The sequence below is a fragment of the Sutcliffiella halmapala genome, assembly GCF_002019665.1.
In the GTDB taxonomy this organism is placed as follows: Bacteria; Bacillota; Bacilli; order Bacillales; family Bacillaceae_I; genus Sutcliffiella_A; species Sutcliffiella_A halmapala.
Map to the genome: position 1 here is coordinate 3,998,108 of NZ_KV917375.1, position 23,777 is coordinate 4,021,884.

Sequence of the window (23,777 nt, forward strand, 5' to 3'; positions counted from 1 at the left end):
CCCTATCCCTCCGTTATTCCTTAGTTGAACCGAGCATAATTCCTTTTACAAAGAACTTTTGTACAAATGGATAAATGAATAGTAGCGGGATAAGCGCAATCATAATCCCTGCCATTCGAACATTGTTCGTAAAGAAATCTGCACTTGACGTAGCATCAGAAGTAATAATTAAAGAACGTAATGCTAACTGAAGCGTATATTTTTCTGGATCATTGATATACAACAAAGCGGACGTAAAGTGATTCCAACGACTTACAAACTCAAACAGGGTTATCGTCGCCAATCCCGGCAGTGCCATTGGCATGTATATTTTACGGAAGATGGTAAAATCCGATGCTCCATCCATTTTCGCTGATTCTGCAAGACTATAGGGCACGGAAAAGAAATAATTACGCATTAATAGAATACTGAAGCCAGACACCAATCCTGATATCACTAAGGAAGTGAGCGTATTCAATAAACCTAAATCCTTATTTACAATATAAAGAGGAATCATGATAGCTTCTGCAGGAATCATCATCGTGATCATGATAAAACTAATAATCATCTTCTTTCCCGGAAGTTCTTTTTGAATCAGAACATAACCAGCCATCGAGGCCAATATGACATGTCCAACTGTTCCAAAGATAGTAACAATGATATTATTCATAACTGGCCGCCATAGCTCAAGCCTGCTCCAAATGGTCTGATACCCTTCTAGACTAAATTGAGACGGCCACAATTTAATGCCTGGCTGCATCGATGCAACATTGGAAGAGAATGAAACCGCCCAAGTGTTAATCAGAGGAATAATCATTACTAGTACAAGTGAAAAAAGAAAGAGCGTATTAAAAAGATGAAATGGTTGTCTATATTCCTTCTTAGATAGAAAAAAATTCTTCATATTACATCTCCTCGTCATACCTGATTACTTTTCTTGTAACAATCGTTAAAATCAAGGTCATGATTAGTACTAAAAATGCTGCGGCGGATGCTATCCCCATCTGAAACTGTAAAATTCCCTTTTCATACGTATAGGTCATAAATACATTCACTTCACTTGCGATAGCGGGGTTGCTCAATATGAAAATTTGATCAAAAATTCTCAAAACACCCATGACATTCAATAACAAAACAATTTTCATAGTCGGTATTAATTGAGGTAGTGTGACATGTTTTATTTTCTGGAATCTGTTTGCTCCATCGATACTAGCTGCTTCATATAAGCTCGGGTTAATGCCTACAATAGCCGCCATATAGAGGATACAGGTGTAACCCATGTCCTTCCATATTGCCGTAAGAATCATGATTGGCTTGGCATAATCGCTTTTTACTAGAAAGTGAACAGGATTCTCTTTGCCAAACCACTTCAACAGTTCATTAACGAGACCACCATCAGGAGAAAGCAAGAAGATCCAGATTCCACCTACCACTACCCACGAGAATAGATGCGGTAAATAAATAACTGTCTGTGTGAAACGTTGGAAAATCGAACTTATTGCCTCATTTAATGAAATAGCAATGATAATAGGAAAAATAAAGCCGATTATTAATATCCCACCACTAATGGCAAACGTATTAATGGTTACCTTTAAAAATTCAGGGTCTTTCAAAACAAATAAGTAGTTTTCAAAACCAACGAACGGCCTATCCCCTATTAACCGGAATTCTTGAAAACTGATGATTAGCCCCCTTACCAAGGGATAATAAGCAAATAAGATAAAATAAATAAAAATGGGTATTAACATGAAATAAAGGGAACTATTCCTTTTTAATGTGTTCATATTTACACCTTCTGCTAAGTATTTTGTTAGATAAATACAGAAAGGAGAGGATTCCCCTCTCCTACTATTTATTTGTCAATTAAACTAGCATTGAGTAACTCCTTATGCATCATTTCTACTGCATCTTTAGCCGGAATTTCACCCATCATAGCTTGGAAAGCATACTTTGTTACAATTTTTTCAGCGTTAGGCCAATCAGCAGTAGAAACCTCAACCGTTGCATGATTATCTAAGATGATTTGTTGAGCTTCTTTTACACCCTTCATCTCTCCCATTGGATTTTGGAAGTTTGTATTGTTGGGAAAAGGGGCACCATGGTCCATACCATGCTCTTTACCTATATCCGTTAATTGATATTCTCCTGCTTCACTAACCGTAAAGTCATGATCTTTGATACCTAATGTCCCTAAGATATTACCTTCCTCGGAATGCCAGAATTCTAAAAAATCCATTGCCAAACCTGGATTTTCCGCATTTACAGGGATTGCCCAAAGACTTGGATCTCCGCGACGAAGCATAATTTTTCCATCTTCACCAACTGCACCTGGTATTCCCTTTGCTTCAAATTCAGTTTCAGGATTCTCTGTTTGCGCAATATTGTTAAACAATCCTACCCATGCGTCCCAATACGTCACCATCCCCACACGATCTGTTAAAAATAACTCCCGCATTTTTCCTGTATCATTTGTCGCAAAGTTAGGATCTAATATTCCTTCTTTATAAAGCTTTGCAAACCACTCATACACAGGTACAGCGTCTTCAGTAGCATATGGAATCGTTCTGTTGCCACTTTCATCTACCACATATCGATATTTCACTCCAGCAGCACTCATAAATCCTTGGATATCATACAAACCTGCGGTAGATAATCCATACGTATCATCTTTCCCGTTTCCATCCGGGTCTTCTTCTTTAAATGCTTTTAATACTTGATAAAAGTCCTCTAAAGTCTTTGGTTCTTCTAAATTTAATTTTTCCATCCAATCTTTGCGGACCGTTGGAAGCGTTCCTCCCTCAAACTTATTAAATATCCCGTAAATTTTTTCATCCTCTGTTTTTACAAGTTCCCATTCTTCAGTAGGAACAACTGTTGGATCTGATAATATCTTAGAACCTATAACTTCTTCTGTTAAATCAGTCAATACTCCCTGATCTACCAAAATATCTAGCATCGGCTTCGTTAAATAAACTAAATCGTATTTCTCACCTGAAGAAATAGTTGCCAAAAGTTTTTGGTCATAATCTGCCGGTGGCTTGTCCATCTTCACTTTAATACCAGTCAAACGCTCAATTTCTTTTTCGAACATTGCATGCTCTTCCGGATTTTTACCACCAACTACATTTGTTAATATCCTAAGTGTTTGATCACTGTTTTTTTCATCTGCAGCTACTGTGTCACTCGTTCCGTTGGATGATGAACAACCAGAAACAAAAATAGTAAGTATAAGTACAAGAATAAAACTTTTATATGGTAGCAACTTTTTATAAGTCATGATATACCCTCCATTATTTAAAAATTTTGTTTATTCTGCTCAAAAAACACCTTGCACCGAGATGTAGATCCTCGTTCTATGATAGTTGCAGGAATTACTACACGTTTAACTAAATTGCTTTTTGCTACTATTAATTCTGTCAATAACCGAGTAGCTTCCCGACCTAACAGCTCTGAATTCAGATTTGCACTAGATAATGGTGGAGAAAACTCGTGCGTTAGACCTCCATTATCACTGAAAGAGATAACCGATAGATCGTTTGGAATTTCAACCCGTAATTCAGCGGCTGCCTTAAAGACCCCAAATGCCATTTTGTCTGTATCTGTTATAACTGCTGTTACAGACGAATTCTCTTTAAGCAATTTCAAGGTAGTAGAATAAGCGAACTCGATAGATGTTAGTTCATTCTTAAACTCAACGATATGTTTGAAAGATTTTATTCCATAATCCTCACAAGCATTTCGATAGCCCATTTCTCTGTCTTTCGCAACCGTTCGATTTTCAGGTGCATTAAGGAATAATATGTCTTCATGACCTTTTTCAAGTAAATGCTTTGTCACCTCATACGCTATTCCAATATTGTCATTATCCACGTAAGAAACAGCATTTTCATACCGTTTTGGTGGTTTCCCGATAACAACTATCGGCTTCTCTTTAATAATTTCAGGTTTCAACCTGTTATCCCTTTCCATAGGATCCATCAGAATTTCCCCGTCAACTGGGCTGGAAACTTGATTCTGTAATTCTTCTTGAAACTGTTGCGACAAGGTATTTATTAATAATTGATACCCTGTAGAATTGCACTCATGAAGAACTCCATTTATTAAAGATAAATGAAAATGACTAAACTTCACGTTCTCTGCCTTCATGTTTAACCCCAAAATTCTTGTTTCCTTCGTAGCCAATGTCCTGGCCCAATAATTAGGTTTGTACCCAAGTTCCTTTGCTGCCTGCAATACTCTTTCAGAAACCTCCTTACTTATTGGTCTTTTTTTACTGAATACACTTGAAACCGTACTTTTTGAAACCCCAGCTACTTTTGCAACATCACTAATAGTCGTCATCCAAATTGCCTCCTTACACGTTAGATATTAAACCGGTTTTGTTAAGTGGACACACCTTTTATGTAAACAAACCATTAAATTAATGTTTAAAAATCTAAAATTAATTAAATCGGTTTTATGAGCTGATACCTCTATTAGCACAAAAAAAAGCAACTATTCAAACGTTGCTTTTCCGATTCGGTGAATAGAATCCCCGACCTGCTCAACCGCTTATTTCTGATTTTTTTTGATTCCGAGTAAAAATATATTTATAGCATAAATAAGACTTTCATCTAAATCGATAGGTAGTTTAAATTCATTATTTTGTTCTAATGATGCAAAGCCGTGAAGAATACTTCTTAGTGTTCTTACTGCGTGTATGGAGTCCTGCTCTGGAAGGCTATAGTCCATCAGCGCTTCAAGTACGATTGTAACAATTTTCTCGCCGGTTTCTACAACTTCAGAATCTTGATTCTCTGAGGAACAATTATCCAAAAAAAACAAATAGCAGCACTGATAACCATCAGTAATGCTATTTGTCTCTAAATCCTGTTTTATAAAACTTGACCAGTATCAACCCTAGTAGAACTTTTCCCCTTAACCAGCTTTAACGTCGCTACAATAAGAAAGCTAACAATCACTAATAAGAGCCATGAACTTACCTTTCCTAGATGAACGAGACTCCACGCATTGGTTTGGTTAGGATATTCCCAAGCGCCAAAGAAGGTGGCGATATTTTCGGCTATCCAGATAAAAAATCCGATGAGCACAAAAGAAAATGCGAGTGGCATCCGGTAACGAGATCCACCAACCTCGTAGGTGACCCATGATTTCCAAAAGACGATAATGACAAGTCCCGATAACCACCAACGAATGTCAATCCAATAATGGTGGGTGAAAAAGTTCAAATATATCGCAGCTGCAAGTGGTACAACTACTAGAAATGGAGGCCACTTCACAAGTTCAACATCTAGCCTTCTCCACGCTTGGCAAAGATAGCTCGCAACACTTGCGTACATGAAGCCACTATACAAAGGGACTCCGAAAATTTTCGAATATCCTTCCTCCGGATATGACCAGGACCCCATATGCACTTTGAACAGTTCAAGCGCAAGCCCAATAATGTGGAACAATGTAATAACCTTAAGTTCATCCCGTGTTTCAAGTCCAGATCGCACCATCCACCACTGCATTAGAAGGCAGATGATGAGTAGCCAATCATACCGTGGTAAAAAAGGAAGTGGTAAGATTTTGGTTAATGCTAAAGAAGCAAAAATAACAACAGGAAACAAACAAGATATGGCCTGCTCCCAGCCAAAACGTATGAGTTGTTCTAATGCTCTCATGCTTTATGCCTCCAAAAGTTTTTCGAAATATAACTACGTCCTAGTAATAAGTTAGCGCTAATAGTTTAGAGCGAAACACAAAGGTTTACCTCCATTAACTAACTCTACATTTTATCCATCCATGTCATCGTCAGGTCTGTATTCTAAAACATCGCCAGGCTGACAGTCTAAAGCCTTACAAATCGCCTCTAAAGTGGACAAGCGAACCGCTTTTGCCTTTCCATTTTTCAATATAGAAAGATTCGCCATCGTGATTCCGACTCGTTCCGATAGTTCTGTGACACTCATTTTCCTTTTTGCTAGCATCACATCAATATTGATTATAATTGCCATTGTTTTCACCTCAGACCGTTAATTCATTTTCAGATTTTATATCGATAGCTTCTTGCAGGAGTCTTTCGAGAACAGCAGCAAAGACTGCGATAACTAATGAAGCAAAAATAATGACCAATCCGATGATGATGACACCTGGGGCGTCGTCTCTCTCCGCTATGAGATAAAAGAGTGGCATGCCTACTACATAGAAGATACTGATTATAACGGCACATTTTTTGATATTCTTTAAAGCCTTAACAGATAATTCCGAGAACGCTTTGTTCTTGTCGATATAGCTTAAAAGTTTAACAGCTTGATACAGAGCAAAGTAAAAAGGTATCGCCGAACCATACAAAAGAATAAAAACAAGATATTTTAGATAAGCTTTATCTGGATATAAATCTACTGCAAAATTCCCAATCTCAGGCACCAAAAATATGCACATAGCAAGAACTGGAATTCCGATAAGAATAACAGCCGTCTTTAAAAAGAGAGTTGTTCCTTGTTTCATAAAAAGCACCTCACATATTTATTTTCAAATTGATTATAACATATATTTATCGTTTTACAATAAATTATTATTGCGTTTTATCCTTTTATTATTGTTATTAAATAACTTATTAATTTTGGACAAAGTTAAAAGCATTCCTCATTACAGAGAAATGCTCTATAAATGTAACCTTTTCAATTTCTAACTTGTTCAACCCTCAACTAACCTTAAACTTGCCCTACTACTACTTTCCCTTTATAAATAACTGCTTCACGCTTTGGTGTTCTTGCAACAGCTTCTGCGGAGCAAGCGGCGTTTACTAATAGTAAGTCTGCATCGTCACCTACAAGTGGCCATGTTACCTCTCCTGCTTTATTTAATGGAGTAGGTCCGCCTGTTCCATATTTTAGAACGTTCGCTAACGTACGTTCGTCACTTTTCCGATACACTTCACAATATCTTGTTACTTTTTCTAATACATCGCCTGTTCCATATGGTCCCCACGAATCATAAAAGCCGTCGCAACCTAGAAATACATTTACTCCATGGTGATCTAATATTTCAATCGGTGGAAGGGTTCGAGATATTGGAATAGTTGACATGATAGACATACCTAAAGCACTTAATTTTTGCGCGATTTCTTCTTGTTGGCCAACAGGGACATCTCCTAAACTGAACGCATGACTTACAGAGACCCGATTATTCCATTTTGCCTCTTCTACCATTTCGGCCAATTTATCAACAGTATAGTAACCTAGGTGACCACCGTCATGTAAATGGATATCTACATCTGCATTATATTCCGTCGCTAAGTTCATCACTTCATCTAGTGACTTTTCTATATTTTCATCTATTCCTGCTGGATCTAATCCTCCAACGAGATCTGCTCCTGATCTCATCGCCTCCCTCATTAAAGGAAGGACGTCCCCTTTTAATAATCCATGCTGCGGAAAGGCTACTATTTCATAAGTCAACTTGTCTGCATAATCTTCTAGAGCTGCTTTGACCCCTTCTAAATTTTTTAAGCCAATGTACGGGTCAATATTAACATGCGTTCTTATATGAGTGGAGCCATTTGAAAGTAATAAATCGATCATTTTACTAGCACGTTGTTTTGTCGTCGGAGCTAACTCTTTTAATTCCATCGCTTCATAACGGAGACGCTCTTTTAAATTTTTGACAGGTTTACAAGCTTTCCAATCTAAGGAAAGATATGTTTTATCTAAATGATTGTGCATCTCTTTCATCGTTGGAATAGCTAGCATTCCCTTCCCATCTACCACTTTTTCTGCTGCTGGAATGGTATAACTAGAAAGCTTTTTCTCTACTATTTTCCCATTAGAAATTTTAAGATGAAAAAGTTCCGTTTTTGTTTCATATCTACCACTTTCATCTTGCGTAAATCCAGTATCTAACTTAACATTTTTCAACCAGTAAGCTGACGTCATGGTTGCATCCTCCTTACAAACTATTATCAAGGCTATTATTTAGATAGAAATACAGCAATCTTATTTATGAACGTACTCTTTCGATTCAACTTTTTTACCTTTAAAGAATAAGGATTCTACCGTTCCCCTTCTCGCTACCGCTTCTGCAGAACAAGTAGCATTTACTAACATCATCGTGGCATCGTCTCCTACTTTCGGCCAAACTTGCTCCCCTTTTTCATTTAAAGGTGTCACTCCACCAGTTCCATATTTTAATGCTCTTGATAAGGAGAATTCGTCAATCATGCGAAATCTCTCCGCAAGCACACCTAGCTTTTGAATTGTATTTCCTGTACCAAATGGAGACCAATGATCGGTAATCGTATCGTGACCTAGCGAAAGCATTAAGCCTGATTGATCCAATGTCGGAACAGGAATAGTAGGTCGGTTTATTGGAATGGTTGTGGTAATATCCATTTCTTGTTCCTTTAAAATGGCTATCATTTCATGTAGTTCTTGGCCTTGTAGATCCCCTAGTGCAATTCCGTGACTAATGGTAGCTTTCCCTTTTAACTTTGCTTCTTCTGTGTAATGAGCCATTCTTTTGAAAGTAAAGGCGCCTAACGTGTTCGGATCGTGTAAATGAATGTCTACCCCTTTATTACTTTCAGTTGCTATATCAAAAATGGTATAAAGAGACTTCTCGATGTCTCGATCAACGGTGGCTGGATCAACACCACCAACTAATGTAGCACCATTCTTCATCGCATCCCGAACAAGCTGGACAGAATCACTTCGAAGTAATCCATGTTGAGGAAAGGCTACAATCTCATACGTCAGGACATCTTCATATTTCTTCAAGGCATTTACGGTAGCCTCGAGATTTTTCAGACCGATAACAGGGTCCACATTACAATGCGTTCTAATATGTGTGTGGCCATTTTTCAACAGTAACTCGATAATCTTTTCTGCACGTTCTTGCGCTGTTGGTAACAGTTTAGGAAGTAATTCCTGTTCTTCTTCTATTCTCGTAAAAATTCCTTTCGTAGGAGGCATACACGCCTTCCATTGACCACCATAATACGTTTTATCAATATGAATATGCATATCTCTTAAAGTAGGCAGTAGTAATTTTCCACTTGCATCGTACTGTGCTTCACCATCACTTGGAAACGTGTGGCTAATGTCCGCCACTTTTCCTTGTTCAATTTTTATGTGTGCGATTTCTGTTTCCGTACCAATTACACGTTCGTTCTCGTACTTAAACCCCTTCTCTAATCGAACATTCGTTAACCAATAACTAGTCATTTAATCTTCCTCCCTTATGTGTTAAATAAACAACTCACTTTGCAAAAGAGATTACTTAATTACTACATCTTCTATCATTAAATAATTAGATGCATTGATCCAAAATCCACTTACGTTATTACTGTGAACCGCCATATGCTCATAGTTACGAATTGGAATATATACGGCATCATCTAACTCTATTTGCATCACTTCTTCATATAATTGAAGACGAGTGGCTTCATCCGTTTCTTGTCGTGCCGCCTCAATCATTTCATCCACCTTAGGGTTACTATAATAGAAATGGTTCCCAGCAGGACCTTGAGATGCCGTATGGAATAAATTATACTGGTTGTAATCCCCATCACCAGTTGCGTTCCCCCAACCACCAATGAACATATCGTGCTCTGAATTATTGATCATTTCAATATAAGTACCATACTCCATTACTTGAATTTCAACGTCTATTCCAATCCCTTTTAACTGAGATTGAATCACCTCTGCCATATTAATCCGCTCTTTCCGATCACTAGTGAGTAGCTTAAGATTTAGACCACCCTCATAGCCTGCCTCTTTTAATAATTTCTTTGCTTCATTAAGATCGTAATCTAACGGTTTAACCTCTTCACTATGACCAAACACTTTCGGACTCATTGCGGCATTTGCAAGTGTACCGACATTATTGTAGACTCCTTCGATAATCGCTTCTCTTTCCACAGCATGACTGATCGCCTTGCGGACTCTTACATCATCGAGTGGTTTCTTTTGCGTATTAAACCCAACGTACTCTACAGCTAAGCCTTCAGTTCGATAAAGCCCCATATTATCGGAAGCTTCAATTCTATCTAGCTCGGTTACTGGTACTTGGTCATTAATATGTGCTTCTCCCGTTTCAATTAAAGCTAGACGAGTAGCGTCTTCAGGAACTACCTTAAATACTACTTGGTCAATATTTGCCTTTTTGCCCCAGTATCCATCGTTTTTTGATAATGTAATTTCTTGTCCCGATTTCCACGTTTCAAATACAAATGGTCCCGTTCCAATCGGATGTTCCAATAATTTATTAGGATCCTCTATTAAAGCTTTCGGACTTAAAATACTCCCCTCACTACTCGCTAAAATCGATAATAAAGGTGCATATGGGTAATCTAATACGAACTGTACTGTATATTCATCTACTATCTTTACTTCATTAATCATAGAAAATTTTTCTCGTTGTGGTGATCCCGTCTCTGGATCTAGCAATCGATCAAACGTTGCTTTCACTGCTTCTGCGTTAAAAACAGCGCCATCATGAAATTCGATTCCTTCGTTTAAGGTAAATTCCCACGTTGTGTCATTAACGACATTCCACTCCTTCGCTAAAAGTGGCTCTATTTTAAAATCCTTATCCGGCTTAACTAAACCCTCATACACCTTTTGATACACAATATTTGCTGAAGGAATATCTGTAATAAAATGTGGATCAAGCTTTGTTGCATCCGATAGTCTGGCTACGATTAATGACCCACCAGTTTTTACTGAATCACTGTCTCCATTTGACTGGCTAGAATTTGTAGATTGAGTAGAACAAGCTTGGGTAAAAAGTAAAACGATTCCTAAAATAAGAGACAACAATACTTGTTTGTTACGATGCTTTTTCATTCTCCTTCAACTCTCCTTATTTATTAATTTATTGATTCGAAATGAAACGCCCCTTCAAAACCTCCTTACGAATGGATATCTGTATTATAGAAAAAAATAGCGATATTTATTTGCAGTATTTTTACGAAAATTTACACTATTTAGACTAAAGATTTAAAACATATTTACTTTCAAGATATTTTTGATAATTTTTAATAAATCAGTTACTTAAAAGGAGGGTGCTAATAATCCATAAACTGTAAGGAAAGAATCACTTATCGATTATAAGGAGGTCAATTCGATGGAAGTAAAAAATGAAACGATAGCTATTGGTGGACAAGTACTTGCTCCCGTTAATCACTCTAAATTTAAAGACTTTGTATCTAACTTACTAATAAATAAAGCGGCTGCAGCCGGAGCAATCATCATTATTGTTTATATTTTAATCGCTTTATTTGCACCACTTCTTGCTCCATACGATCCATATGAAATCAATTTAGAAAACAAATTACTACCACCATCATTCGATCATTGGATGGGGACAGATGATAAAGGGAGGGATATTTTAAGTCGAATCATTTATGGATCACGAATTTCGATGGGTGTAGGGTTTGCCTCGGTTTTATTCGGAGCATTCTTTGGAATTACTTTTGGTCTAATTGCAGGCTACTATGGCAAATGGACCGATTCTATCATTATGAGAATGATGGATATACTACTAGCTTTCCCAGGAATTTTATTAGCACTAGCTATTATTAGCGCTCTCGGTCCAAGCATGATTAACGTTACCATTGCCGTTGGGGCATTTTCGGTTCCATTATTTGCACGAATTGTTCGAGGTTCCACTTTAGAAGTGAAACGACTTGAATATATTGATGCTGTTCGCTCTCTTGGTGCAAATGATGCGACGATTATCTTTGTTCACATTCTTCCTAATATCCTTTCACCAATAATAGTTCAAGGTACATTACGTCTTGCAACTGCTATTCTATCTGCAGCTGGGTTATCTTTTCTCGGTTTAGGCGCACAGCCACCTTCACCAGAATGGGGAACGATGTTAAGTAGTGGGAGAGATTTCTTATTCTCGGCACCTTATATTGCGATATTCCCTGGACTAGCAATCGCCATTCTAGTTTTAGGATTTAATATTTTTGGAGATGGACTACGTGATGCGCTTGATCCACGTATGAAATCGTAAATAGAGGAGGGAAAAGAAATGACGATGTTTATTTTAAGACGTATTGCTCAAACCATTCCAGTAGTCATTGGCGTTACGTTCGTTGTTTTCTTCATCATGCAACTAGTTCCTGGTGATCCTGCAGTATTACTTGCTGGCGAAGGTGCATCAAAGGAAACAATCGCAGCCGTTAGAGAGCAGCTAGGACTTAACAAACCATTATACGCTCAATATTTTGACTATCTATCTAACCTTTTACGAGGCGATTTTGGTGTTTCTTTAAAAAATAGCCAACCAGTCTTAGACGAAATCCTTGTTCGGTTACCTATTACGATTGAACTCGCTATTTTCAGCATCATTATCACGATTTTTCTAGGAATGATAGCTGGTATTGTTTCTGCGATTAAACCTTATTCCCTTACAGATACACTCGTTATGCTTGTAGCATTAATCGGTATTTCCATGCCTAGTTTCTGGTTAGGTCTTCTACTAATGTTTTTCTTTTCTGTGAAGCTACAGATCTTCCCTGTTGCTGGCTGGGATAGTTTGGTTCATACCATTCTTCCTGCTTTAACATTAGGAGCAGCTGGTGCAGCCATTGTCGCACGAATGACAAGGTCTAGTATGCTCGAAGTTGTTAGACAAGACTATATTCGAACTGCTCGTGCCAAAGGAGTTCGCGAAAGAGTCATTATCTATCGCCACGCACTACGAAATGCATTAATTCCTGTTATCACAGTCATCGGTTTACAATTTGGTGCACTACTTGGAGGAACCGTACTTGTAGAATCCATCTTTGCCATTAACGGACTCGGAAGAATGATTGTGGATGCAATTAGAATGAGAGATTTACCGATGGTTCAAGGTGGAGTGTTAGTTGCATCGATGGTGTTTGTTATCGTGAATTTATTCGTAGATATCCTCTACCGTTTCTTTAATAAGCGAATTGAACTTAACTAAGGAGGACAAATGATGGTAGCAAATAAAGAAGCAATTTTACAAGTGAAAGGATTAAAGACACACTTTTTTACAAAACGTGGGGTAAGCAAAGCAGTAGACGGCATTGATTTCACCGTAAATAAAGGAGAAACGCTTGGCATTGTTGGAGAATCCGGATGTGGTAAAAGTATGACTTCCCTTTCCATTCTCCGCTTAATTCCTTCTCCTCCAGGAAAGATTACGGATGGAGAAATTATATTTAAAGGAAAAGACATATTAGCCTTACCTGAAGATGAAATGAGAAAGATTCGCGGAAATGAAATCTCAATGATTTTTCAAGAGCCAATGACCTCTCTAAATCCTGTAATCCCAGTTGGAAATCAAATCGCTGAAGCTATTTCCCTTCACCAAAAAGTAAAAAAGAAGGATGCATGGAAAAAGGCAGTTGAAATGCTAAGGCTTGTCGGAATTCCCTCCCCAGAAAAACGTGCGAAGCAAGAGCCTTTTCAATTAAGCGGTGGGATGCGCCAACGAGTAATGATCGCCATGGCCCTTTCCTGTAACCCTGAGGTGTTAATAGCAGACGAACCAACGACAGCCTTAGATGTAACGATTCAAGCCCAAATACTAGAGCTAATTAAAGACCTTCAAACGAAGCTTGGGATGAGTGTTATCCTAATTACACATGATTTAGGAGTTGTCGCGGAAACATGTGATACGGTTGCAGTAATGTATGCAGGCAATATTGTCGAATACGCCACGACTGAACAATTATATGAAAATCCAAAACATCCATATACACAAGGATTGTTAGAATCTCTACCAAAGATTAACGAAGACCAAGAAGAGTTAAGAACCATCGAAGGAAGCGTACCGAGTCCTTATAATATGCCACAAGGCTGTCGCTTCGCTTCAAGATGTCCATATCAACGCTCACTTTGTCATGAACAACCGCCAACACTAGTAGAAAGTAGCGATGGATCTAAAGTAAGTTGTTGGAAGTATACCGATCAATGGGTAGATCAAGCCATGCATAGGGGGGTTCTTAATTAATGGAAACGACTGTAGCGAATCATTCATTGTTAGAAGTAAAGAACTTAAAGCAATACTTCCCTGTAAAACGAGATTCCATCTTTCAACCAAAATCCTATGTAAAGGCAGTCGATGATGTCTCCTTTTTTCTAAAGGAAGGAGAAACATTGAGCATCGTTGGCGAATCTGGGTGTGGGAAATCCACAACTGGTCGTGCCATTTTAAGACTAGATGAACCGACTGATGGAGAAATCTACTATTCTGGTCATAATATATTAAACCTCAATAAGAAAGAGCTGAGAAAACTTAGGAAGGATCTACAGATTATTTTTCAGGATCCATTTTCCTCTTTAAATCCTAGAAGAACGGTCAAACAAATGCTAAACGAGGCAATGGCGATTCAGAAAGTCGTTGAAAAACAAAATCGACTAGCTAGAATGGAAGAGTTGCTACAGATTGTAGGACTACCGACAGAAGCACTTGACCGCTATCCGCATGAATTTAGTGGTGGACAAAGACAAAGGCTCGGTATCGCAAGGGCACTTGCTGTTAATCCTAAGCTAATCATTTGTGATGAAGCCGTTTCTGCACTAGATGTTTCCATCCAAGCACAAATTCTAAATCTCTTAAAAAAGCTACAAAAACAGTTTCAGCTAACCTTTCTCTTTATTTCACACGATTTAAGTGTGGTAAGACATATTTCTGACAGAGTGATGGTAATGTATTTAGGAAAAGTCGTAGAGATTGCAGATAAAAAAGACTTATTTGAACAACCTTCACATCCATACACGAAGGCGCTAATCTCTTCCATTCCGATACCAGATCCCAAAATAAAACGGGAAAGAGTCTTATTAAAAGGAGATGTCCCTTCTCCAATTAACCCTCCTACTGGGTGCCGTTTCCATACACGTTGCCCATTCGCTGTAGAAAAATGTAGAGCAGTAGAACCAGCTTTAAGAGAGATGAAACCTAACCATTTTGTAAGCTGTCACTTTGCAGAAGATTTTGACCAACAATGATTTTTTTATACTATAATAGAAACAATATTTAATAAGGGTAAGGCACTAGCCTTCCCCTTTTAAGCACAATTGAAGGAGAATTGTATCTCATGATTTCGATTGAAGGTTTCTCCATTTACATCATGATTAGTGTTCTAGCACCTTTAATAGGTGTGTTTACCTTATTATTTTTATTTATATTCGAAGAAAGAATTGATCTTCTAGAGAAACAAAAACGGGAAATAGCATTAGAACGAGAACTGCAAACAGCCCGTTACAATCAATTGACACAGGAAATACAGCCTCATTTCTTTTTTAATACGTTAAATTCTATTTTAAGCTTAGCAAGGTTGGAGCGAAAAGAAGAATTAGTCCATTCCATCGAAACTTTATCAAAGCTATTAAAATTTAAATACCAAACGAATCAATCGCTTGTCACAATCGAAGAAGAACTAAACTATGTACAACATTATTTAGATTTACAAAAGGTACGATTTCGCGACAAACTCCAATCCACGATCTACGTGGACCCAGAAGTTAAAGAAGCCATCATCATCCCATATTTAGTCCAAACATTTGTGGAAAATGCCTTTAAACATTCATTTGAAAAGTACCTTGGCGAGGCAACGTTACGGATAACCATTGAAAAAAAGGAAACAGAAGTTTATGTGACAGTTTGGAATAGCACGCAGGATTCTATCCCTATGTCTACGACAGAAGTGGGCATTGGGTTAGAAAATATTAATAGAAGACTTGATTTACTCTTTCCCACAAATCGTAAAACGGTGCAAATTGTAAATGATAAAGCCGGAACAAGTGTAATTGCTATTTTCCCATACGAACTTCATACCAACAGTTAGGAGGGTGTTAGATTGAATATACTACTAGTAGACGACGAATTGCTTGAACTAGAACAACTAGACTATTTAATCACAAAAGAAATCCCCCATGTGAACATTTTTAAAGCACAGGATGCATCACAAGCAATGCAAATCGTAAAACAACACGATATTTTTCTAGCATTTTTAGATATTCAACTACCTGGCAAACCAGGATTGGAGCTAGCTAAGGAACTTACACTTACCTATCCTTCGATAGATATTGTCATGGTTACAGCATTCCAAAATTTTGAATATGCTAAAACCTCTATTAAACTTGGTGTCATTGATTATATAACTAAACCAGTCATTGAAGAAGAACTTACTTCCATCTTAAAAAAGTACTCGCAGCTTGGGCGATATTCCGATCAAGTAATGAGTGCCCTCCAAATTATTCATCAAGAATATAGTAAGAAATTAACGCTTGATTATTTAGCTTCAAAGATTCATATCAATTCTGCTTATTTAAGTAGAAAATTCCAGGAAGAAGTCGGCTTAGGATTTTCGGAATATTTAAATGACTATCGATTGAAAGAAGCCCAAAAGCTATTAGTAGATTTCCCTAACCTTAGCATCAATGTCATCTCTGAAAAATGTGGCTTTAATAGCCAACACTATTTCAGTCAAATTTTCCGTAAAGTAACGGGGTTTTCACCACGTGATTTTCGTTCAAAGGAGAAAATACTTTGAAGAAGAAACATCCTTATCATATTTTTATGCGAGGTTCTATTGGACTCGGAATAGGTTTTGGGATTGTCAGCTTATTAGCTAGATGGGCAACGGGCAATTCTTTCTTATTTTCCCCAGAAGTATTAGTTAAATATGGAATTTTAGGTGGAATAGGCTATTCGATCGTTGGAGCATTAGTATTTATTACACTAGGCTTTTTCGCCAAGATTATTCGAGAGCGGTTTCCGAGTGGGGAGACAATTGGGGATGCGTTAAAACAAAAACTCCATCCGGCTGGATATTGGTTTATGGTAATTCTCCTTATCTTATTAGGCACCGCCTCCCTACTCTTTCAAGCTTTGGGAGCAGGAATTCTAACACATACCTTTTTACACGTTCACGTTCTAGTTGGAACTTCCGTGTTCCTAGTTGCCTGTTTACTGCTTGGCGGAATAGGTGGAATGTATCGAATCCATCAGTTTTCGATTTTGACTATCATAATTATCTTTAGCGCCATTATTATTATTCCTGTTTATTCTTATATCCAAGAAGGCGTACACCCTGTTTATAAAGGGATCCGGCTTTATCATCCTTATATACTATTCTTTAAAAATACGGATACCATTTTATACATCTGTACACTTATACTAGTAGCTCTCGGTCTAACACTAACTGATAGGCCCACTTGGCAACATATTTTCAATTTAAAAAAAGAAAAAATAAAAATCACCTTCACGATGCTAGGTTTAATATGGGCAACAATTCCTTTAGCCTTAACTTCCCTGATTATGGTTGCTATCTCTGGAAGAGGTTTTGATCAAATCCTTTCGCTCGTTTTTGATCTACAAACCACCATCCTATTAATCCTTTTTGCTCTGTTTTGTATATTTGCCATTTTAACGGCTATGAGTAATGAGTTGAATGCCTTAACAACATTACTAGTTAAAAATGTGATAGAAACTTTCTCTCCATTAACAGATCAAGAGCGCTGGAGATACAGTAGTATTTCGGCTATTTTCATCTGTATTTTATTGCTTATTGTAATAGCTATTTTACCTCATTCTATTGCTCTATTTTATTTGTTCGGAAACATGTATGCAGCCTTACTGCTTCCAATGTTATACATTATTTTAAGTAAACGTTCAGTACCTACTATCATCCCTTTTTCATCTATAATAAGTGCCTTCGCAGGATATATTACCTCCTCATTTGTTGGTACTTTACAGTCTATTTGGGTCAGTTTTTTCGTTTCAGCTTTTATATGCTTAACCGTTTTATTAGTTAGGAAAATCAAACAATATTCATTTAAGGAAAGTTGGAGGAGAGACTAATTGGGGGAAAAAAGCATCTCATTGAATAACGAGACGGTATACAAGCCAGATATCTTACCTACAAGTCCTTCCGAAAGAACCTGGAAATTCGGGCACTTTTTCTCCGTGTGGATGGGCTCTGTTCATAATATCCCATCTTACGTTACGATTGGCGGTTTCTTTGCGATTGGCTTGTCCATTTGGCAAGTCTTTTCTATTATCACGATATCTTCTATTATCTTATCGTGCATGCTAATACTGAATGGACACGCTGGAAGCAAGTATGGAATTCCTTTTTCGATCCTACTTCGTAAAAGCTATGGGAGAAAAGGTGCCATTTTACCCGGTATTCTTAGAGGGGTAATTGCCGCCATTATGTGGTTTGGATTACAAACTTATGCGGGAAGTATTGCATTAACCATATTAATAGGAAAGTTTTGGCCAGACTATTTATTACTTGGAGGTACCTGGACTTTTCTAGGTCTTAGCCTTCCTAGCCTCCTATCCTTTCTACTATTTTGGTTGCTGAATGTCCTATTTATTTTTGGTGGAATTAAAACAATAGGAGCTCTCTCAAAAGCAATAACCCCTCTTATTTTTCTTGTATTTGGAGGAATGTCATGGTGGGCTATAAATTTAGCTGGAGGGATCTCACCTATTCTAAACTACACAGCAAAAGGGATAGAAGGAAATACTTTTTTTGTTTTCATCGTCTGTATCTCCGTTATCCTATCAACTTGGGTCGCACCTATTCTTAGCGTTTCGGATATAACACGCTTTTCCCGTTCGAATAGAGAACAATCTATTGGGCAAATATTTGGCTTACTCTCTACCTATTTATTATTCTCTTTAGCTAGTATAACCATCATTATTGGATCCGAAATTGCCTTTGGGACACCTATCTGGAACGTATTAGACGTAGTAGAAAAGTTTGATGATAAATTCGCTATTGCCCTAGCTTTATTTACCGTTTGCCTATCAACGTTATCAGTAAATATTGTTGGTAATATTATCCCTGCTGGCTACCAACTGTCCTCGCTTTTTCCTACGAAACTAACCTTTCGTACGAGTGCATTTATTGCTACCATATGTGGTATCCTCATCATGCCGTGGAAGCTAATGGAGGACTCTACTAGTATCTTTACCTTTTTGAATCTAATCGGAGGTTTATTAAGTCCCGTTATCGGTGTGATGCTAACGAATTACTATATCATTTGTAAAAGGAAGATTAATGTAGATAGCTTGTATTATTCAGAAGGCGCAGATTCGATTAATGCCGTTAGTGCACCTGCTATTTATGCAACTTTAATTGCTGGAGTGCTTTGTCTCTCTGGAGCATTTATCGACGCTCTGCATCCACTTTATAGCATTTCATGGTTTTCTGGCATAATTATCGCTTCCATTTGCTATCTTTTATTGTTCTTTGTTTATGAGTCTAAGGAGAAGAAAATCGATAGAAAAGAAATAGCGTAGAAAAAAGCATTATAATATGAATAACAAAAAACATACTAAGACATTAATTAAATCTCCATCTCTATTTACAAACGATTTAATCTAAATGCCCTGTTAAAGTACACTTTTGATTTTTAGAGTACCTAGCTGTTGATTGGAGCACAAGGCGAAGACTCCTTGCTTAGAGGTAGCGTTTTGTGGAGACCCCACAGGCGAAGCCGAGGAGGCTCCACAAGCGCCCTCTGGATAAGCGAAGCCTTGGGCGGAAATCAACAGCGGTATTTAACAGAATCAAACTAAAAAAATACGAACTACTGCAAAACTCTACTTAGAATTTCGCATAATAGTTCGGATTTTTCTTTATCAAATATTCTTTTGTCCCTGCCTCTTGTTATTCCATGCATCCTTCTAAGATGTACCTAGACCCTTTATCTAATAGAAACCTCATTAACTTCTAAATATCCAGATGGGTTGATATAGAAGCCTGTTATATCTTTCGATGTTGCAGCCATGTTCTCTATCACTCTTACCGGGATATATAATGCATCTTCCATTTGTATTTCCTGAGCTTGTGCATATAAATCAATCCGTTTGTCTTGATCCATTTCACGACGAGCATCTTCAATTAATTTATCAACCTTCTCATTACTATAGAAGAACGTATTACCTGAAGGCCCATGAGAGTTAGAATGGATCAAATTGTATTGGTTGTAATCGGCATCACCAGTTGCATTTCTCCAGCTTAGTAAAAACATCTCTGAATCGCCCTTATTCACCTGATCTACGAACGTACCATACTCAAGGACTTCGATGTTAATTTTAATTCCGATTCCTTTTAATTGTGATTGCACTACTTCCGCTAAATTAATTCGTTCCTTATTATCCATCGTCTTTAATGTCACTTCAAATCCATTTGGGAAACCCGCTTCTGCCAATAATTTTTTCGCTTCATTTAAATTATATTCGTAAGGAGTTAGCCCCTCATGATACCCAAATACTTTCGATCCGAGTAGGGAGTTTGCTTTTCTACCGACATTATTATAGACACCTTGAATAATGGAATCCATTTCAATCGCATAAGCAATTGCTTTTCGTACGCGAACATCATCAAATGGTTCCTGCTGAACGTTAAACCCTATATATTCTGTACCAAAACCTTCACTCCGGTAAACACCAACATTCGAAGAGGCTTCCACCGTGTTAATCATCGCAACAGACAACGGTTCTGCTATATGGGCTTCTCCGGTTTGAAGCATAGATACCCTTGTCGTTTCTTCAGGTACTATTTTAAAGATTACTTTATCCACATTAGCTTTTGTTCCCCAATATTGTTCATTTTTGTTCAATACTATTTCTTGACCAGGAGTCCATGATTCAAAGGTAAATGGCCCAGTTCCATTAGGTTCTTGAATAATTTCCTTGCCGTATTGTTCGATGGTGTTAGGGTTTATTATGCCACCTTCATGACTTGCTAGAATAGAAAGTAGCGGAGAGAATGGCTCTGTTAGGATAAACTGCACTGTATAATCATCAATCACTTTAACCTCTTCTACCATTTTTAATACAACTGCTCTAGGGGAACCTACATCGGGATCTAATAACCTATCAAACGTTACTTTTACCGCTTCCGCTGTAAAGTCTGTTCCATCATGAAACTTTACATTTTCTCTTAGTTTAAACTCCCATATGTTCTCCTCTAGTTGTTCCCATTTTTCTGCAAGCAATGGCACAATGTTAGCATTTTTATCTCTTCCTACTAATCCTTCATACACTTTGTTATGAGTAACAGATGCTGCATTTATGGTTGACATGAATTGATGATCAAGGTTTTCAGCATCTGACTGCCTAGTAATGACTAGCGTTCCACCATTATTAGAAGCTTTACGTTCTCCATTTCCTTCTTGCTTTTCACTACTTGTTGTCGAACATCCAGTAATCACAATCAAGATTAAAAAGATCGATATTAGCTTCTTCAAACTCTCTTTTCCTCTCATCTTCCAACCCCCTAATAATATTTGAAACAATACTTTGTCTAATTATAAAAAAGATTCAGATAATTTGTTTTTAATATATTTACTTTTATTATCAAATTCTTTACCTTTTTTATAAAAAGTTGGCCCGTTAAACGCCGCTGTTGATTTCCGCGTAAGTCTTCAGCTAGGGTTAGTTAAATAACATAGACAAAAGCTAAATAGAATCCACTACTTTAAAGGAGGTTCGGAACCGTTCATTTTCCGGTAAATGCTGATAATCTCTTTCTTCATATCCTTTTTTCATCTTGGAAAAGTATTGCTGACCCTTTTGCTTTAAGTCTTCTAAATCTACACCTGGTAGTTGTTGATCCTTCATCACTATTTGTCCGTTAATGATAGACAACTTCACGTCCTTGCCTGATCCACATAAGAACATAGTACGAATCGGATCATCCACTATACCCATATGGAATCCTTGTAAATCAATTACAATAATATCCGCTTTGGCCCCTTTTGCTAACCGACCAAGATCTGGCCTACCAAGGAAATTGGCTCCTCCAAGAGTTGCTGCCCGATAAAAATCAGCAAATGTAGAACCTTCTATTACCTTTTCTATATACCGCGAAAACATACTGCCTGTCCGAACATTTTGGAAAATATCTGGCGGAAAAGTATCCGTTCCTAACGCTAAATTGATCCCAGCCTTCTTATACTTAGCAAAGGATTCTAATGCAGACATATGCCTACCAATAATTAAAGGACAATGAATAACAGTCGTATTTGTTTCACACAGTTTTTCTAAATCGTTCCCTGCATCTATCTTCGTTTCACTATGGCCCGCTATTAAATGAGCATGAGGAATTCCAGTTTTAGGCCCGAGAAATTCTAAATCATACAAATAGTTAATCGGGGTCATCCCATGCTTTTCCACAATCGTGTCAAACTCAAATTTACCTTGTGCTGCATGCAGCTTAATCGGAATATTTAATTCATCACTAAAGTGTTTTGTTTGCCTTAAGGTTTCCTCCGTTTGACACTCAATTCTTTCAGGTGCAAGCATCCCTCTAATTAAACCATTATAGGCTCCATCAAAATCTTTTACAAACTGAACCGCACGCTGCAACCCTTTTCTTCCTGCTTCTTCATCCCAATATAGTTTTATTTCACCGTTTGGTTGAACGACTCTTATCCCGGCTTGATAACTTGGTCCAAGATATATTCTTAAACCTAGACTTCCAGCGTGATGAGCAGCTGCAGCTAGTTCTTCGTATGTTTCTGCCCACTTTTTATAAAATACTGAAGTAATCGGCATTGCTGTAGTCACACCATGGAGAATGAGTTGAGAATAGGCATAGAGAGATTTAAATGCTTCATCCTCAGGAGTCATCACTTCACGAGAACCTTTTTTTACATACTCCTCTGACCAAAGTAAATTTTTAGCTCTTTTACTCCCAGCTTCAAAATGCAATATATCATGATCAATATCACCAAGGGCATTTAAATCAATAAAACCAGGCGAAATGACGGAGTTACCAGCATCGATCACCTCATCAACATGTTCCGTGTAACTTTTACCAACAAAAAGAATCGTATCATCTTCATAAACGACTTCAGCATCTTCTAAAAGAACTTGATCCTCTCCATCATAACCTACGACATATTTACCTCGGATCTTCGTTTTCATTTTTCCTATCCCCTTTCATCCCCAATATAATAGAAGTAATTAGAGTAATTATAGAAAAAATGAAGATCCAACATTTTTAATTTTACTACTTATTTTTAAGGGATTTCTACTATCTAATTAGAGCTTAAGAGAAGTTGGCTAGTTTGAAGGGAAGGCTAAAGATGAACTTTGGCCTTCTGTTTCCTTGAAGTAGTTTTGGATTTGTTTGGTTGATTTGAGGATTTGTTAGATAAAATTAAGCATCTGTTAGGTAAATTCCGGTATCTGTTGGGAAGCATAAGACATTTTTCTTATTCAGCAAAAAAAGGTTCCTCCACCAAACTGGTGGCAGAAACCTTTTTTACTCTAACCTATTTCGCGTTCTCATCGGGTTGATGAACCCCAAACACATTCCCTTCCGTATCCACATAATACCCTTGCCACGCCATACCAGGCAAGGCATGCTTCGGTAACGCCACTTTGCCGCCATTTTCGAGAATTAGTTTTTCTGTTAAGTCGTAATCCTCCACTCCCATCGTACAAGAGTATCCATTCATAGGCTGGTTGGCTGCAGGTGGAGCACCTCTCCGCTGCATCAGTGCACCATTGATTCCCAGTTCACTCTCATCACCCGTTACTGCACCAAAGTAAGGCGTTCCGGCATAGTCACTCCAATCTTCAAATTTCCAACCAAACACCTCACCATAAAACTTCATTGCACGCTCCATGTTATCAACATGGACTTCAAAATGGATTAGTCTTCCCATGATTATATCCCTCCAAATTAGTTCATAGTTTCTTAATTCAATAGAAGTATTCTTTATAAAAAGATAATATCCTTTATTTCAATTTGAATAAGATACTTAAATTCCATAATTATGTATAATTAAGTATATAAA

The 23,777-nt window shown here is 37.6% G+C and carries 22 protein-coding genes; 8 read left to right on the forward strand and 14 right to left on the reverse strand.

Translation table 11 applies throughout. From position 1 onward, the window contains the following. Window positions 1–13 precede the first annotated feature (13 nt). The 11 genes from BK580_RS19615 to BK580_RS19665 all read right to left on the reverse strand — a co-directional run bounded on the left by BK580_RS19615 (window position 14) and on the right by BK580_RS19665 (window position 10,808). On the reverse strand, window positions 14–883 hold the full coding sequence (locus BK580_RS19615) for a carbohydrate ABC transporter permease (RefSeq protein WP_078381967.1): 870 nt from the start codon (window positions 881–883) through the stop codon (window positions 14–16). Between the two features lies 1 nt (window position 884). Further along, the gene (locus tag BK580_RS19620; RefSeq protein WP_078381968.1) at window positions 885–1,763 is read right to left on the reverse strand and encodes an ABC transporter permease subunit; all 879 of its coding nucleotides are present in this window, start codon (window positions 1,761–1,763) and stop codon (window positions 885–887) included. Between the two features lie 68 nt (window positions 1,764–1,831). Further along, complete coding sequence (locus BK580_RS19625) at window positions 1,832–3,256, reverse strand: extracellular solute-binding protein (RefSeq protein ID WP_078381969.1); 1,425 nt, start codon at window positions 3,254–3,256, stop codon at window positions 1,832–1,834. A 17-nt stretch (window positions 3,257–3,273) separates the two neighbouring features. Beyond that, complete coding sequence (locus BK580_RS19630) at window positions 3,274–4,320, reverse strand: LacI family DNA-binding transcriptional regulator (RefSeq protein WP_078381970.1); 1,047 nt, start codon at window positions 4,318–4,320, stop codon at window positions 3,274–3,276. Window positions 4,321–4,530: 210 nt separating this feature from the next. Then, window positions 4,531–4,794 (reverse strand): TetR-like C-terminal domain-containing protein, encoded by a 264-nt coding sequence (locus BK580_RS19635; RefSeq protein ID WP_169865148.1) that lies wholly within the window; start codon window positions 4,792–4,794, stop codon window positions 4,531–4,533. 59 nt (window positions 4,795–4,853) lie between these two features. Continuing rightward, window positions 4,854–5,645 (reverse strand): DUF817 domain-containing protein, encoded by a 792-nt coding sequence (locus BK580_RS19640; RefSeq protein ID WP_078381972.1) that lies wholly within the window; start codon window positions 5,643–5,645, stop codon window positions 4,854–4,856. A gap of 111 nt (window positions 5,646–5,756) precedes the next feature. Further along, window positions 5,757–5,978, reverse strand: coding sequence for a helix-turn-helix domain-containing protein (locus BK580_RS19645; RefSeq protein ID WP_078381974.1), 222 nt, complete (start codon window positions 5,976–5,978; stop codon window positions 5,757–5,759). 10 nt (window positions 5,979–5,988) lie between these two features. Beyond that, window positions 5,989–6,471, reverse strand: coding sequence for a DUF2975 domain-containing protein (locus tag BK580_RS19650; RefSeq protein WP_078381975.1), 483 nt, complete (start codon window positions 6,469–6,471; stop codon window positions 5,989–5,991). A 206-nt stretch (window positions 6,472–6,677) separates the two neighbouring features. After that, window positions 6,678–7,898 carry an amidohydrolase gene (locus BK580_RS19655; RefSeq protein ID WP_078381976.1) on the reverse strand — a complete coding sequence of 407 codons (1,221 nt, stop codon included), beginning with the start codon at window positions 7,896–7,898 and terminating at the stop codon, window positions 6,678–6,680. A gap of 60 nt (window positions 7,899–7,958) precedes the next feature. Continuing rightward, window positions 7,959–9,185 (reverse strand): amidohydrolase family protein, encoded by a 1,227-nt coding sequence (locus tag BK580_RS19660; protein ID WP_078381977.1) that lies wholly within the window; start codon window positions 9,183–9,185, stop codon window positions 7,959–7,961. Window positions 9,186–9,236: 51 nt separating this feature from the next. Beyond that, window positions 9,237–10,808 (reverse strand): glutathione ABC transporter substrate-binding protein, encoded by a 1,572-nt coding sequence (locus BK580_RS19665; RefSeq protein WP_078381978.1) that lies wholly within the window; start codon window positions 10,806–10,808, stop codon window positions 9,237–9,239. Window positions 10,809–11,088: 280 nt separating this feature from the next. Here BK580_RS19665 and BK580_RS19670 point away from each other — a divergent pair, with 280 nt between their 5' ends. From BK580_RS19670 to BK580_RS19705, 8 genes are all read left to right on the forward strand, one after another. Further along, window positions 11,089–11,985, forward strand: a complete 897-nt coding sequence (locus BK580_RS19670) for an ABC transporter permease (protein ID WP_078381979.1) — start codon at window positions 11,089–11,091, stop codon at window positions 11,983–11,985. An 18-nt stretch (window positions 11,986–12,003) separates the two neighbouring features. Beyond that, window positions 12,004–12,924, forward strand: coding sequence for a nickel ABC transporter permease (gene nikB / locus BK580_RS19675; RefSeq protein WP_078381980.1), 921 nt, complete (start codon window positions 12,004–12,006; stop codon window positions 12,922–12,924). 12 nt (window positions 12,925–12,936) lie between these two features. Beyond that, the gene (locus BK580_RS19680; RefSeq protein ID WP_078381981.1) at window positions 12,937–13,956 is read left to right on the forward strand and encodes an ABC transporter ATP-binding protein; all 1,020 of its coding nucleotides are present in this window, start codon (window positions 12,937–12,939) and stop codon (window positions 13,954–13,956) included. Further along, a complete protein-coding gene (locus tag BK580_RS19685) occupies window positions 13,956–14,954 on the forward strand; it encodes an ABC transporter ATP-binding protein (protein WP_078381982.1) in 999 nt (332 codons plus the stop codon). Before BK580_RS19680 ends, BK580_RS19685 begins: the two co-directional genes overlap by 1 nt. Before the next feature lie 89 nt (window positions 14,955–15,043). Then, complete coding sequence (locus tag BK580_RS19690) at window positions 15,044–15,793, forward strand: sensor histidine kinase (RefSeq protein WP_078381983.1); 750 nt, start codon at window positions 15,044–15,046, stop codon at window positions 15,791–15,793. A gap of 12 nt (window positions 15,794–15,805) precedes the next feature. After that, window positions 15,806–16,501, forward strand: a complete 696-nt coding sequence (locus BK580_RS19695) for a response regulator transcription factor (RefSeq protein WP_078381984.1) — start codon at window positions 15,806–15,808, stop codon at window positions 16,499–16,501. Further along, window positions 16,498–17,811: an SLC5/6 family protein gene (locus BK580_RS19700; protein WP_211279050.1), complete on the forward strand. Its 1,314-nt coding sequence runs from the start codon at window positions 16,498–16,500 to the stop codon at window positions 17,809–17,811. The genes BK580_RS19695 and BK580_RS19700 overlap by 4 nt, the downstream gene beginning before the upstream one ends. After that, entirely contained in the window at window positions 17,812–19,263 is a 1,452-nt protein-coding gene (locus BK580_RS19705) for a cytosine permease (RefSeq protein ID WP_235864077.1), read from the forward strand. Window positions 19,264–19,670: 407 nt separating this feature from the next. On the opposite strand, the gene BK580_RS19710 is transcribed toward BK580_RS19705, so the two are convergent. From BK580_RS19710 to BK580_RS19720, 3 genes are all read right to left on the reverse strand, one after another. After that, window positions 19,671–21,236, reverse strand: coding sequence for a glutathione ABC transporter substrate-binding protein (locus BK580_RS19710; protein WP_078381986.1), 1,566 nt, complete (start codon window positions 21,234–21,236; stop codon window positions 19,671–19,673). 193 nt (window positions 21,237–21,429) lie between these two features. Beyond that, entirely contained in the window at window positions 21,430–22,899 is a 1,470-nt protein-coding gene (locus BK580_RS19715) for an amidohydrolase family protein (protein ID WP_078381987.1), read from the reverse strand. A gap of 350 nt (window positions 22,900–23,249) precedes the next feature. Continuing rightward, the gene (locus BK580_RS19720; RefSeq protein WP_078381989.1) at window positions 23,250–23,645 is read right to left on the reverse strand and encodes a VOC family protein; all 396 of its coding nucleotides are present in this window, start codon (window positions 23,643–23,645) and stop codon (window positions 23,250–23,252) included. Window positions 23,646–23,777: the final 132 nt, after the last annotated feature.

Bases quoted from the DNA above. Each gene is read 5' to 3' on its own strand.
- BK580_RS19690 (WP_078381983.1), top strand. From the start codon at position 15,044: ATGATTTCGATTGAAGGTTTCTCCATTTACATCATGATTAGTGTTCTA.
- nikB (WP_078381980.1), top strand. From the start codon at position 12,004: ATGACGATGTTTATTTTAAGACGTATTGCTCAAACCATTCCAGTAGTC.
- BK580_RS19680 (WP_078381981.1), top strand. From the start codon at position 12,937: ATGGTAGCAAATAAAGAAGCAATTTTACAAGTGAAAGGATTAAAGACA.
- BK580_RS19715 (WP_078381987.1), bottom strand. From the start codon at position 22,899: ATGAAAACGAAGATCCGAGGTAAATATGTCGTAGGTTATGATGGAGAG.
- BK580_RS19615 (WP_078381967.1), bottom strand. From the start codon at position 883: ATGAAGAATTTTTTTCTATCTAAGAAGGAATATAGACAACCATTTCAT.
- BK580_RS19625 (WP_078381969.1), bottom strand. From the start codon at position 3,256: ATGACTTATAAAAAGTTGCTACCATATAAAAGTTTTATTCTTGTACTT.
- BK580_RS19660 (WP_078381977.1), bottom strand. From the start codon at position 9,185: ATGACTAGTTATTGGTTAACGAATGTTCGATTAGAGAAGGGGTTTAAG.
- BK580_RS19710 (WP_078381986.1), bottom strand. From the start codon at position 21,236: ATGAGAGGAAAAGAGAGTTTGAAGAAGCTAATATCGATCTTTTTAATC.
- BK580_RS19665 (WP_078381978.1), bottom strand. From the start codon at position 10,808: ATGAAAAAGCATCGTAACAAACAAGTATTGTTGTCTCTTATTTTAGGA.
- BK580_RS19655 (WP_078381976.1), bottom strand. From the start codon at position 7,898: ATGACGTCAGCTTACTGGTTGAAAAATGTTAAGTTAGATACTGGATTT.
- BK580_RS19645 (WP_078381974.1), bottom strand. From the start codon at position 5,978: ATGGCAATTATAATCAATATTGATGTGATGCTAGCAAAAAGGAAAATG.
- BK580_RS19650 (WP_078381975.1), bottom strand. From the start codon at position 6,471: ATGAAACAAGGAACAACTCTCTTTTTAAAGACGGCTGTTATTCTTATC.
- BK580_RS19630 (WP_078381970.1), bottom strand. From the start codon at position 4,320: ATGACGACTATTAGTGATGTTGCAAAAGTAGCTGGGGTTTCAAAAAGT.
- BK580_RS19640 (WP_078381972.1), bottom strand. From the start codon at position 5,645: ATGAGAGCATTAGAACAACTCATACGTTTTGGCTGGGAGCAGGCCATA.
- BK580_RS19685 (WP_078381982.1), top strand. From the start codon at position 13,956: ATGGAAACGACTGTAGCGAATCATTCATTGTTAGAAGTAAAGAACTTA.
- BK580_RS19620 (WP_078381968.1), bottom strand. From the start codon at position 1,763: ATGAACACATTAAAAAGGAATAGTTCCCTTTATTTCATGTTAATACCC.
- BK580_RS19720 (WP_078381989.1), bottom strand. From the start codon at position 23,645: ATGGGAAGACTAATCCATTTTGAAGTCCATGTTGATAACATGGAGCGT.
- BK580_RS19670 (WP_078381979.1), top strand. From the start codon at position 11,089: ATGGAAGTAAAAAATGAAACGATAGCTATTGGTGGACAAGTACTTGCT.